This is a genomic window from Streptomyces sp. 4N509B (assembly GCF_052245655.1).
Classification (GTDB): domain Bacteria; phylum Actinomycetota; class Actinomycetes; order Streptomycetales; family Streptomycetaceae; genus Streptomyces.
In genome coordinates this window covers 129,823-142,328 of the sequence record NZ_JBQQBZ010000001.1, presented here as the reverse complement: position 1 = coordinate 142,328, position 12,506 = coordinate 129,823, and the positions used below count along the sequence as shown (strand labels likewise).

The 12,506-nt window shown below is 73.7% G+C and carries 8 protein-coding genes; 5 read left to right on the top strand and 3 right to left on the bottom strand.

What is annotated here, in order from left to right; all coding sequences use genetic code 11:
* Positions 1-73: 73 nt before the first annotated feature.
* Positions 74-1,228, bottom strand: a complete 1,155-nt coding sequence (gene ssd, locus ACTWP5_RS00615; protein ID WP_443218917.1) for a septum site-determining protein Ssd — start codon at positions 1,226-1,228, stop codon at positions 74-76.
* Between the two features lie 630 nt (positions 1,229-1,858).
* Here ssd and ACTWP5_RS00610 point away from each other — a divergent pair.
* Positions 1,859-2,824 carry an HAD family hydrolase gene (locus tag ACTWP5_RS00610; RefSeq protein WP_443218628.1) on the top strand — a complete coding sequence of 322 codons (966 nt, stop codon included), beginning with the start codon at positions 1,859-1,861 and terminating at the stop codon, positions 2,822-2,824.
* A 438-nt stretch (positions 2,825-3,262) separates the two neighbouring features.
* Here ACTWP5_RS00610 and ACTWP5_RS00605 read toward each other — a convergent pair whose 3' ends face one another.
* Positions 3,263-4,189 carry an oxidoreductase gene (locus ACTWP5_RS00605; protein ID WP_443218627.1) on the bottom strand — a complete coding sequence of 309 codons (927 nt, stop codon included), beginning with the start codon at positions 4,187-4,189 and terminating at the stop codon, positions 3,263-3,265.
* A 161-nt stretch (positions 4,190-4,350) separates the two neighbouring features.
* Between ACTWP5_RS00605 and ACTWP5_RS00600 the strand changes: the two genes are divergently transcribed.
* Positions 4,351-5,394 (top strand): nucleotide-binding protein, encoded by a 1,044-nt coding sequence (locus ACTWP5_RS00600; protein WP_443218626.1) that lies wholly within the window; start codon positions 4,351-4,353, stop codon positions 5,392-5,394.
* A 158-nt stretch (positions 5,395-5,552) separates the two neighbouring features.
* Here ACTWP5_RS00600 and ACTWP5_RS00595 read toward each other — a convergent pair whose 3' ends face one another.
* Complete coding sequence (locus ACTWP5_RS00595; protein ID WP_443218625.1) at positions 5,553-6,824, bottom strand: hypothetical protein; 1,272 nt, start codon at positions 6,822-6,824, stop codon at positions 5,553-5,555.
* Positions 6,825-7,044: 220 nt separating this feature from the next.
* On the opposite strand from ACTWP5_RS00595, the gene ACTWP5_RS00590 reads away from it, so the two are divergent.
* The 3 genes from ACTWP5_RS00590 to ACTWP5_RS00580 all read left to right on the top strand — a co-directional run bounded on the left by ACTWP5_RS00590 (position 7,045) and on the right by ACTWP5_RS00580 (position 12,437).
* The gene (locus tag ACTWP5_RS00590) at positions 7,045-9,468 is read left to right on the top strand and encodes a bifunctional SulP family inorganic anion transporter/carbonic anhydrase (protein ID WP_443218624.1); all 2,424 of its coding nucleotides are present in this window, start codon (positions 7,045-7,047) and stop codon (positions 9,466-9,468) included.
* 388 nt (positions 9,469-9,856) lie between these two features.
* The gene (gene acs, locus ACTWP5_RS00585; protein ID WP_443218623.1) at positions 9,857-11,818 is read left to right on the top strand and encodes an acetate--CoA ligase; all 1,962 of its coding nucleotides are present in this window, start codon (positions 9,857-9,859) and stop codon (positions 11,816-11,818) included.
* A 196-nt stretch (positions 11,819-12,014) separates the two neighbouring features.
* Positions 12,015-12,437: a phage holin family protein gene (locus ACTWP5_RS00580; protein WP_443218622.1), complete on the top strand. Its 423-nt coding sequence runs from the start codon at positions 12,015-12,017 to the stop codon at positions 12,435-12,437.
* The last annotated feature ends 69 nt before the right edge of the window (positions 12,438-12,506 follow it).

The following is a 12,506-nucleotide window of genomic DNA, read 5'->3' as shown; positions in this document are numbered from 1 at the left end:
AGCGGTGCGGGCGGTCGCGGGACACCATGCACCGGGGCTCCCGGAACCCCCGGAACCCCCGGAATCGCGCGGCTCACGCCGCGGCTCCCTCGGCGGACCGCACCCGCTCCAGCAACGCCGCGCAGAACCGGCCGAGCTCGCCCCGCGCGTCGACGCCCGGCGGATCGCCGCAGTCCACGGCCGCCGACAGCCCCGGCTCCGTGGGCAGCTCACCCGCCAGCGGCAGGCCCAGCAGCCTGGCCACCTCGGCCGGGGCGACGGCGGCCGCCCCGGCGCCCTCGGCCGCCCGCGTCACCACCCGCAGATCCCCGACCAGCGCCCCCGTCGTGCTGACGACCTGGCGTGCGGCGGCCAGCGCCCGCAGCTCGCCGGGGACCACGAGCAGCCCGAGGTCCAGCCGGGTCAACGCCTCGGCCGCGGCCTCGTCGGCGACGCGCGGCAGGTCCACGACGACCAGGCCGCCGCCGCGTTGCGCGGCCGTCACCACCGACCGCATCGCCTCGCCCGGCAGCCGCACCATCCCCGACCGGTCCCAGCTGAGCAGGCTCACCCCGTGCAGCCTGGGGAGGGACTCCGCCAGCGCGACCCCGGACAGCCGTCCCCGCGAGCAGGCCAGCTCCGGCCAGCGAGGCCCGGACACCGCCTCGCCACCGAGCAGCACGTCGAGGCCACCGCCGAGCGGGTCGCCGTCGACGAGCATGGCCCGGTGGCCCTGCCGCGCCGCCGTCACCGCCAACGCGCAGGCGAGGGAGGAGGCCCCGGCCCCGCCCCGGCCGCCGAGCACGCCCACGGTCAACGCCGGCGGCTCGCTCCCCTCCACCGCGTCACCGATGCGGTCCGCCAGCCACGGCTCGTCGCCGGGCAGGTGAACGACCTGCTCGGCCCCGAGGGCGACACCGCGCTCCCAGATCGTGTGGTCGTCCAGGTCCCGTCCGACCAGCAGCACGGCCGGCCGCCTGCCGGGCCACTGGTCCGCGCCGGGACGGGCCACGGCCCGGTCGTCGCCGACGAGGACGAGCGGGGCGCGCTCCCACTGCGCCGCCGTGGGCACGCCGTGCGCGACCTCCGCCGTCGTCCCGGCCGCCGCACACAGCCGCAGCAGGTCGTCGAGGAGGTCCTGGTCCTCGGTGAGGACGAGGATCGAGTGCGCCCGGCTCCCCGGCTCGGGCGGTGCGCCCGACGGCAACCCCAGCGGTGTGGCGGTCGCGGCCCGGCTGGATCGGATCATGGTCATGGCGTGTCCCCTTCGCGTCGCACGGATATCCCGACGCGTTCGGACGGTTACCGAGCGCATCGGAGTGACGGGTCCACGCTGCCCGCCGGGAACGGCCCGTGGGGCGCTCGGCGGAAAACTGTGGAGGAGGCGCGACCTGTGGAAAAGCTCCTCACCCGGGTGGGTGAGCGACGGCCGTGGAACGCCGCGACAGCGCAGGTCGGAAAATAGCGAGTCGGCGAGCCGGCGCGCCGGCGAGCCAGGTTAAAGAGCCGAAAACGGGGCTCGGGAGCAGAACGGGAGAAAAGGCGGAACGAGAGGCGAGAGACGTGAGGCGAGAGGTCCGCGGCGCCGCGTGTGGCGGGACGAGCGACGCCCCGGCCGCGGAGGACGAACTCCTGAGGCCAGCGGCCCGGACAATCCCCGGCGAACCACCCCCGGACATGCGACGACCCCCGCCGGGGGGGAGAGCGGGGGTCGTCTTCCACGGCCACGACTCGGGGGGGAGGAGTCGGACCGGGTTAGCACGGTCGCGAACGATCCGTGACTTCCATGGTGTACCCGAGAGGCCTCTCAGGCAAACCCACGCGCCCCAGGGTACGCCGAATGGGCGGCCCGTATGCTCGGCTTGTGAAAATCCCGCCGATGCCACCGACACCGACGCCGCCGACACCGCCGTCTCCGTCGGGACCGCGCACGGCCGCGTTCTTCGACCTCGACAAGACGGTGATCGCGAAGTCGAGCACCCTCACGTTCAGCCGCTCCTTCTACCAGGGCGGCCTGATCAACCGCCGGGCGGTGCTGCGCAGCGCCTACGCCCAGTTCGCCTTCATGGTGGGCGGCGTCGACCACGCCCAGATGGAACGGATGCGCGCGTACCTGTCGGCGCTCTGCAAGGGCTGGAACGTCGACCAGGTCAGGGAGATCGTCGCCGAGACGCTGCACGAGGTGATCGACCCGATCATCTACGACGAGGCCGCCTCGCTCATCGAGGGACACCACGCCGCCGGCAGTGACGTCGTGATCGTCAGCTCCTCCGGCTTCGAGGTCGTCGAGCCCATCGGGGAACTGCTGGGCGCCGACCGCGTGGTCGCCACGCGGATGGTGGTGGAGGACGGCCGGTACACCGGCGAGGTCGCGTACTACGCCTACGGGCCCACCAAGGCGGAGGCCATCGCGGGGCTCGCCGCCTCCGAGGGGTACGACCTCGCCCGCTGCTACGCCTACAGCGACTCCGTCACCGACCTCCCGATGCTGGAGGCCGTCGGTCACCCCCACGTCGTCAACCCGGACCGCGCGCTGCGCCGTGAGGCCGCCGCCCGCGGGTGGCCGGTGCTGACGTTCGAACGTCCGGTGCGGCTGCGACAGCGGGTGCCCACGCTGCCGCCTCGCCCCGCGCTGGCGGCCGGCGTGGCGGTCGCCGCCGCGGCCTGCGCGGCCGGGTTGGTCTGGCTCGCCGCCCGCCGGCGCCGCTCGGTCGCGCGCCCGCGACGCGCCCGCGCGGGCGGCTCCGTCTCCGCCTCGGCGATCGCCTCAGCGCCCCTGGTCACGCCGATCGCCGCCGCTTCCGTGGGGCCCGCGCGGGTGCCCACGGAGAAGCTGGCGGTTTGACCGCAAAAGTAAAATTTCCCGGTCTGAGGGCTCCTGCACTTTGCGTCCTCCGCCGTTCGGAGTAGAAAGGACTCAACGGCCCGCGAGACCTACGGGATCGAGGATCCCGACTCTGGAAGGCCCCACGGACCGGATGTGTGAATACCGGGCACCCACGCGTAGCCGACCCGCCAACCGGGCCAGCCGCACCAGGGAGATGGGCAGAAGTCCCCGCCTGATCGGCAACGTTCGTGCACGCATGATCACCCGGTGGACGCGCATGGCGGCGGCGTCGCGCTCCTGCGGCGCCGCCCCTTTCGTGGGTACGGGCGGGCCAGGGTCGTGTGAGGCGACGTGAGTTCGCGTGACCTTCGGTCCGTTGACGTCCCGCGCCCCCCATCCTCCGGCTGTGGGCGTGCGGGCGGGCGCGCGGGCGCGCCGCCTGGGACCCGCGGCGCGCTACGCGCCCCGTTGCATCGCCTCGCAGACCGCCGTCGACTCCCGCACGCCCAACGTCACGGCCTGCGCGCAGTGCACGATCCACTCCGCGACGCCCGCCGCGGTGCCCGAGGCGTAGCCGCCGAGCGCCGCGCCGTACGCCTCGGGCCCCGACTCCGCGTGCCCGACCTCGGGGGGTGCCACGGACTTGGGGTCGAGCCCTCCGGCGACCAGCGCGATGCGCGCCGCCGCCCGCGCCACCAGCGCGTTGTGTGACACGAACGGCCGCAGCGTCAGGAGTTCGCCGTGAACGACGGCGGCGGTGACCAGAGCGGGGGCGCGCGTGTCGCCGACCACGAGCGCGGCCAGGGCGTCGAGCCGCGCCGTCACCTCGGGCGCTTCCGGAGGCGCCCCCAGCGCGCTCGACGCCGCCCGCGCCCCGGACGTTCCGCCTCCCGGGCCCTCCTCCCGTGGGGTCTCGCCGGTCTGCCGCGGCCGGCCCACCGTCTCCGCCGGCACCCCCTCGCCGCCCGCGGCGAGCAGATGCAGCCGCGCCAGCACCCGCAGCGGCGATCCGCGCCACACGCCGGACAGCCGGCCCGCCTCGCCCGTCACACGCAGCGCCGCGCCGACCGTGCGGGCCTCGTCGTCGGCCCCGAAGTCGCTACGGCGCCGCACCTCCTCCAAGGGCCAGTCGGCGCCGGCCAGCGCCGCCGAGGCGCGGGCGCCGCGCAGCGCGGCCTCGGCCGCGATCTCGGGGGAGCGGCGACGCATCATCCGGTGGCGGTAGAGGCGGTCGACGGCCGCGCGCGCCGCGTCCACCGCCTCCGCCACGCCGGGCAGCCCGGCCAGGCGCTCCAACGGGTCGGGCGGGGCGGAGCCGGCGGCGCGGGACGACGCGTCGGCGGACGCGTCGGCGGACTCGGAGGCGTCGGCTGGGGCGTTCATGCGAGGCAGCCTATGTCGGCTCGGGGCCGCGCCCGTCGCCCGGCTCCGGCGGCGGTTCTGCCCACGTCGTCACCGTTCCCGCCGGGCCGTGGCCCCACCTTCGGGTGGTTCCGCGCGTCGCGGTGAACTCCCGGGCCACGCGGCCCACTACGCTTCGGAACATGAAAATCGCTTTCGTAGGCAAGGGGGGCAGTGGCAAGACCACGCTGTCCTCGCTCTTCGTCCGCCACCTGGCCGCCCAGCGCGTGCCCGTCACCGCCGTGGACGCGGACATCAACCAGCACCTGGGAGTGGCGCTGGGACTGAGCGAGGACGAGGCCGCGGCGCTGCCGGCGATGGGATCCCGGCTGCCGCTCATCAAGGACTACCTCCGGGGCGACAACCCCCGCATCCTCTCCTCCGAGACCATGATCAAGACGACGCCGCCGGGCACCGGATCCCGGTTGCTGCGCCTGACCGAGGACAACCCGGTCTTCGACGCCTGCGCCAGGGTCGTACGCCTGGGGAGGGGCGCCGACGGCGGTGCGGGAGGCCCGGGCGTGGCCGGGGGCGAGGGCGGTGACGACGAGGGCGAGCTGCGGCTGCTCGTGACGGGACCGTTCACGCAAGACGACCTCGGCGTGGCGTGCTACCACTCCAAGACCGGCGCCGTGGAGCTGTGCCTGAACCATCTCGTGGACGGACGCGGGGAGTTCCTGGTCGTCGACATGACGGCCGGCAGCGACTCGTTCGCCTCGGGGATGTTCACCCGCTTCGACATGACGTTCCTGGTCGCGGAGCCGACGCGCAAGGGTGTCTCGGTCTACCGCCAGTACCGGGAGTACGCGCGGGACTTCGGCGTCGCGCTCCGCGTGGTGGGCAACAAGGTGCAGGGGCCGGAGGACGAGGCGTTCCTCCGCGACCAGGTGGGCGAGGACCTGCTCGTGACGTTCGGCCACTCCGACTGGGTGCGGGCGCTGGAGCGCGGCGCGCCGCGGCCGTTCGCGGCGCTGGAGGAGGACGGGCGGCGGGCGTTGCGCACGCTCCACGAGGCGGCCGACGGGGCGTACGAGCGCCGCGACTGGCGGCGTTACACGCAGCAGATGGTCCACTTCCACCTCAAGAACGCCGCCAGTTGGGGCAACGATCGGACCGGCGCCGACCTGGCGGCGCAGGTGGACCCGGGATTCCAGCTGGGTGAGCGGCGGTTCGAGACCACCGCGTAGGCGGGCCGGTGCCGGCCGTTGACCGGCACCGGCCGTTTCCTGCGGCCGACCCGGCCGGCTCGACCCGGCCGGCCCGGCCCGGTCCAACCCGGGCGGGTCGGGGCCAAGTCCCAGTCCGGTCCGGGCCGGGCCGGGCGACGGGCTGCTCGACGCGCGCGTCAGGCGGCCCCGGCGAGGAACGCCTTCCAGCCCTCGCGTGGCCGCTCCCCCACGTCCAGGGTCCGCAGCCGCTCCAGCACCTGCGGGTCCTGGGCGTCCAGCCAGTCCACGAGCTGCCGGAACGAGACGCAGTGCACGTCGTCCCGTGGGCACAGCTCCTTGATGACGTCCTCGACGGCGTCCATGTAGATGCCGCCGTTCCAGTCGTTGAAGTGGTTGCCGATGATGAGGGGCGCGCGGTTGCCCTCGTAGGCCCGGTCGAACGCGGCCAGCAGGCCGTCGCGCATCTGCTTCTCCCAGGCGGAGTACTTCTCGGGGTCGCCGTCGGAGGTGCCGGACTGGTTGACCATGAAGTTGTAGTCCATGGCGAGCGTCTCGAACGAGGTGCCCGGCATGGGGACGGCCTGGAGCGGGATGTCCCAGACGCCGTGGCGCTTGCCGGGCCAGACCTGCTGACCGTTGCCGCTGGAGTCGTAGCGGAAGCCGAGCTCCTCGGCGGCGCGCAGGAGGTTGTCCTGGCCCTCCAGGCAGGGCGCCCGTCCGCCGATGAGCTCCTCGCCGTAGTCGAACGGCAGCGGCTCCAGGTCGGTGCGGCCCGTGGTGGTCCGCCAGTGCTCCACCATCCACCTGGCCTGCTCGATCTCGGAGAGCCAGTCCTCGGTTGACCAGGACGCCACGCCGTCGGAACCGCAGAAGTGGCCGTTGAAGTGGGTGGCGATCTCGCTGCCGTCCAGCCAGGCCAGGCGCAGCTGCTCCAGGGTGTCGACGATGTGCTCGTCGCTGAGGTAGCCGATGTCGGAGGCGCCGGGGGCGTGGCCCGGGGGCTCGTAGCGCTCGCGCTCGTCCTCGGGGAGGAGGTAGAGGCCGGACAGGAAGTACGTCATGTCGGCGTCGTGTTCGCGGGCGACCTCGCGGAAGTGGGAGAACAGGCCGAGGTCGTCCTCGCCGGCTCCGTCCCAGGAGAAGACCACGAACTGTGGCGGCTTCTCGCCCGGCGCCAGGGGCTCGGCGCCGGGCTCGGCGGGCTGGCCCGGCTGCGCTCCCGTGTACGCGGTGGAGCCGTCGCCGATGAGGCGCGGCAGGTTCTCCTTCTTCCCCGCCGGCACCCTGCCCTGCGCGGCGCCGCCGACCGCTGCCTGTCCGTCGGCGGGTTCGCGCGCCTTCCGTGGTTCGTCCGCGCAGGAGGTGCAGACGCCCGACACCAGCAGGAACAGCACGGTGAGTGCTGCCCATCGCCTCGCTTCCCTGGTTCTCCTCGTCTTCCTGATCATGTGCCTCACCCTCGCGGTGAGACATATGAAATGAAAGGAAGACAAGCGTTTTAGATTACTTATTCACTCCATCGGGGGTCTTCGGGCCGTTAAGGCGACTCTGGGGTAGAGACGGGCTTTACGTGCCATTACTCTTCGTTTACCAGTGCTTGGAAGTAGCAATACCAACACAATCGGTGATCGCCGGTCGTCCCCGCCTCGTCCAGGACGGAGCCACCAGATGCCGCCCCAGCCGCCGCCCCGTGCCGACCTGTCAGCCTCCATCTCGGTCTTCCTCATCGCTCTGCCGCTCTCCCTCGGCATCGCCCTCGCCACCGGCGCCCCCCTCCAGGCCGGCCTCGTCGCCGCCGCCGTCGGGGGGCTGGTGGCGGGCTCGCTGGGCGGTTCCCCGCTCCAGGTCAGCGGTCCCGCGGCCGGCCTCACGGTGATCACCGCGGAGATCATCCAGCAGTACGGCTGGCGGGCCACCTGCGCCATCACGGCGCTGGCGGGGCTGACCCAGCTCGGGCTGTCCGCTCTGCGGGTGGCCCGCTTCGCGCTGGTCGTGAGCCCCGCCATCGTCCACGGCATGCTCGCCGGCATCGGGGCGACGATCGCCCTCGCCCAGCTCCACACCGTCCTCGGCGGCAGCCCGGAGAGCTCCCCCCTCGACAACCTCGCGCAGCTGCCAGGCCAGCTCGCCGACCCGCATCCGGCGGCCCTCGCCGTCGCCGGGCTCACCATCGGCGTCCTGCTGCTGTGGCCGAGGCTTCCCGGGCCCGGAGGGACGCTCGTGCGGCGGGTCGCGCCCGCCGCGCTCGCCGCCGTGGTCCTGGCCACGCTCCTCGCCGCCGCGCTGGACACGCTCGCCGGTCAGAGCCAGCCCCGCGTCGACCTGCCGTCGTGGAGCAGCCACGCCCTGGCCACCCTGCCCGAAGGGCCCACCCTCGGGGTGCTCGCGGCGGTCCTCACCGTCACCCTCGTCGCCAGCGTCGAGTCCCTGCTCTCCGCCGTGGCCGTGGACAAGCTGGCCGCCGCCCGGCAGCGGCGCGGCGCCGGGCCGCCCCTGCCCAGGGCCGACCTCGACCGTGAGCTGCGCGGCCAGGGCGCGGCCAACGTCGTCTCCGGTCTGCTCGGCGGCCTGCCCGTCACGGGCGTCGCGGTCCGCAGCTCGGCCAACGTCGCGGCCGGGGCCGTCAGCCGCTGGTCGGCCACCCTTCACGGCTGCTGGGTCCTGCTGGCCACGGGCCTGCTCGTCGGCCTGCTCGAACTGATCCCGCTGGCCGCCCTCGCGGCGCTCGTGATGGTGGTCGGCGTGCAGATGGTGAGCATCACGCACATCCGCACCGTCACCCGTCACCGCGAGATCCTGGTCTACGTGGCCACGGGCCTGGGCACGGCGCTGCTCGGCGTGCTGGAGGGCGTCGGCATCGGCATCGCCACGGCGGTGGCGGTCTCGCTCCACCACCTGAGCCACACCCGCGTCGACCACGAGCGGCTGGCGGACGGCACCCACCAGCTGCGCGTCCACGGCGAGCTCACCTTCCTCGCCGTGCCGCGGCTCAGCCGGGCGCTCGCCGAGGTGCCCGTGGGGGAGACGGCCGTCGTCGAGCTGGCGGGCACCTTCATGGACCACGCCGCCTACGAGACGCTGCACGACTGGCGCGCCGCGCACCTCGCCCACGGCGGCCGGGTGGAGATCGCCGGGCGTGCCGGTGAGCTGGTCGACCAGCTCACCGACCCGGCGCGGGGCACCCACCGCTGCCGGCCGTGGCAGCCCTGGCGGAACCACCAGTGCACCGCCGAGGGCTCCGGCTGCGGCGAGCAGGCGGCGGGAGGCAGCGGCCACCGGCCGCGTGACGCGGGCGGCGAGGCCGGGCGGGGCGCCGCCCCGGCGGGCGGCGGCGAGGCGGCAGGCGGCGACGCGGGAGGCCGCGACCAGCTCCTCGGCGGCGTGCGGAACTTCCAGCGCACCACCGCGCCCCTGGTCCGCCGCGAGCTCGTCCGGCTGGCACGGGAGGGCCAGCGGCCCAGCCACCTCTTCCTGACCTGCTCGGACTCCCGCCTGATCCCGAGCATGATCACCTCCAGCGGCCCCGGCGACCTCTACACCGTCCGCAACACGGGGAACCTCGTGCCGCTCGACGAGCCGTCCGACGGCTCCGTCGCCGCGGCCATCGAGTACGCGGTGACCGTGCTCGGGGTCCACGCCATCACCGTCTGCGGACACTCCGGCTGCGGCGGGATGGAGGCGCTGCACGAGGCCCGGACGGGCGGCGGTCCGCGCGGCCCGCTGGAGCGGTGGCTGCGGCACGCGCGGCCCAGCCTGGACCGGCTCGCCGAGCTGCGGGGCCAGGCGCCCCTGCTCGACGGCCGTCCCGTGACCGATCCCCTGGAGGCCCTCAGCCTGGTCAACGTGGTCCAGCAGCTGGACCACCTCGCCCGGCACGCCTGCGTGGCCCAGCGCCTGGCGGCGGGCAGCCTGGAGCTGCGCGGCATGTACTTCCACGTCGGCGAGGTCCAGGCGTACCTGCTGGGGCGTGGCCCCACGCCCGGCGGGGCCGCGTCGGAGGGGACGGCGGAGGTCCCGGAGTTCAGGGCCGTCCGGCCCGAGGAGATGCCCGTCTCCTCCTCGGGCATGCTCGCCGGCTCCCCTCCGGGGTGACCGCCGGTGACCGCCACGAGCCGTGCCCCGGCCCGCCTCTCGGGTCGGGGCACCGGCTCGGAGGCGTGCCGTCCGTCCGGGATCCGGCGTCGGCTGGGGAGCCGGCACCCGTCGCGAGCCGGGCCGTCCGGGGCCCGCGGTTCCCCGTCGAGGGCGTGGGCGCCAGACGGCCCGGAGGCCCGGGGCTCGGGCCCGTTCTCCGTGGCGAAGCCCCGGACACCGGCCGTTCGGCGCGGTGACCAGCCGTCCGGCGCGGCGGCGGCGCCGTTCGGCGCAAGACCTCTCCGCGCACGCGACCATGGAGGCGCTTTCCCTTGTCAAAGGACTGCCCGGCTGATGGGCTGTGCAGGGGACACATCAGACAGCACCGCACCGCAGGGGAGATGTCGTGAGCAACGAAAGCCTTGCCAACCTCATGACGGAGGAGCGGAGGTTCGCTCCCCCCGCCGATATCGCCGCCTCCGCCAACGTCACGGCCGCGGCGTACGAGGCCGCCGCGGCGGACCGGCTGGGCTTCTGGGCCGAGCAGGCACGACGGCTGACGTGGGAGACCGAGCCCACGGAAACACTCGACTGGTCGAACCCGCCCTTCGCGAGGTGGTTCGCCGACGGCCGGCTCAACGTCGCGTACAACTGCGTGGACCGGCACGTCGAGGAGGGCCGCGGCGACCGGGTCGCGATCCACTTCGAGGGCGAGCCGGGCGACTCCCGCGCCATCACCTACGCCGAGCTCCAGCGGGAGGTGTCCCAGGCGGCGAACGCCCTGACCGAGCTCGGCGTCCAAGCCGGTGACCGCGTCGCGATCTACATGCCGATGATCCCCGAGACCGTCGTGGCCATGCTGGCGTGCGCCCGCGTCGGCGCCCCGCACTCCGTGGTCTTCGGCGCCTTCTCCGCCGACGCCCTCGCCACCCGCATCGAGGACGCCGACGCCCGCGTCGTCATCACCGCCGACGGCGGGTACCGTCGCGGCGCCCCCTCCGCCCTCAAGCCGGCCGTGGACGAGGCGCTCACCCGTCCCGGCACGGCGAACGTGCGCACGGTGCTGGTGGTGCGCCGGACCGGCCAGGAGATCCCCTGGACGGAGGAGCGCGACGTGTGGTGGCACGAGCTGATGGAGCGTCAGCCCGAGACGCACGCCCCCGAGGCGTTCGAGGCCGAGCACCCGCTCTTCATCCTCTACACCTCGGGCACCACGGGGAAGCCCAAGGGGATCCTCCACACCTCCGGCGGCTACCTCACGCAGGTGTCCTTCACCCACCACGCCGTGTTCGACCTCAAGCCCGAGACCGACGTCTACTGGTGCACGGCCGACGTCGGCTGGGTCACCGGCCACTCGTACATCGTCTACGGGCCCCTCTCCAACGGCGCCACCCAGGTGCTCTACGAGGGCACGCCGAACACCCCGCACAACGGGCGCTGGTGGGAGGTCGTCCAGAAGTACGGGGTCACGATCCTCTACACCGCCCCCACCGCGATCCGCACCTGCATGAAGTGGGGCGACGACATCCCCGCCAAGTTCGACCTCTCCAGCCTGCGGATCCTCGGCTCGGTGGGCGAGCCGATCAACCCCGAGGCGTGGATCTGGTACCGCAGGCACATCGGCGGCGACCGCACCCCGGTCGTCGACACCTGGTGGCAGACCGAGACCGGCGCCATGATGATCAGCCCGCTGCCGGGCGTCACCGACGCCAAGCCCGGCTCCGCACAGGTGCCGCTGCCCGGCATCGCCGCCACCGTCGTCGACGACGACGGCAACGAGGTGCCCGACGGCTCCGGCGGGTACCTCACCCTCACCGAGCCCTGGCCGTCGATGCTCCGCACCATCTGGGGCGACGACGACCGGTACCTCGACACGTACTGGTCCCGTTTCCCCGGCCGGTACTTCGCGGGCGACGGCGCGAAGAAGGACGCCGACGGCGACATCTGGCTGCTGGGCCGGGTGGACGACGTCATGCTCGTCTCCGGGCACAACATCTCGACCACCGAGGTCGAGTCCGCCCTCGTCTCCCACCCCAAGATCGCCGAGGCCGCCGTCGTCGGCGCGACCGACCCGCAGACCACGCAGGCCATCTGCGCCTTCGTGATCCTGCGCGGTGGCTCACAGGAGGACGAGGGCCTGGTCGAGGAGCTGCGCGCGCACGTCGCGAAGGAGCTCGGGCCGATCGCCAAGCCCAAGCGCATCCTCGCCGTCGAGGAGCTCCCGAAGACCCGCTCCGGCAAGATCATGCGCCGCCTGCTGCGCGACGTGGCGGAGAACCGCGAGCTGGGTGACGTCACCACGCTCACCGACTCCTCGGTGATGGACCTCATCCAGGCGAAGCTCCCGACCGCCGCCAGCGAGGACTGAGCGGGGCGAACGGAGGAGTAGTCCCAAAAGCCGCCTCAGGGGCGTTCGGTGGGTGCACCGGACGCCCCTATAGCATCTGCCTCGTCACTCCCCAGGGCGACGGCGCGGTGTCGAGTACTGACGCGCCGCCAGACCGCCACTACTGTCACGTGCCCAAGGGACTGCCGTAACGGGAGAGGGAAGAGGGAGAAACGCGATGAGCGCAGCTGACGAGGGTCGCAGCCTGGGGGAGCTGGTCGCCGCCGCAACCGCCGACCTGTCCGGCCTGGTGCACGACGAGATCGCGCTGGCCAAGGCGGAGATCCGGCAGGACGTGAAGCGGGCGGCCTTCGGTAGCGCCGCCGGCGTCATCGCGGCCGTGCTCGGCCTGTTCGCCGTGCCGTTGTTCAGCTTCGCGCTGGCGTTCTGGCTGCGGAACTGGTGGGGCATCCCGATGGCCGTCGCCTGCGTCATCGTCGGTGGACTGTTCGTGCTGCTGGCGGTCGTGCTGCTGCTGGCCGCGAAGGTCTGGTTCACTCGCATCAGTCCACCCACGCGCAGTATGCAGTCCGCGAAGGAGTCAGCCGCCGTGATCTCCCATGTCCGGCCCCATCCCCGCGTCCCGGCCGGCTCGGTGTGACGTGACCGACGCCAGGGGCGGCGGCGACGCCGGGGACGACAGGGACGACAGGGACGGCAGCGACGTCCG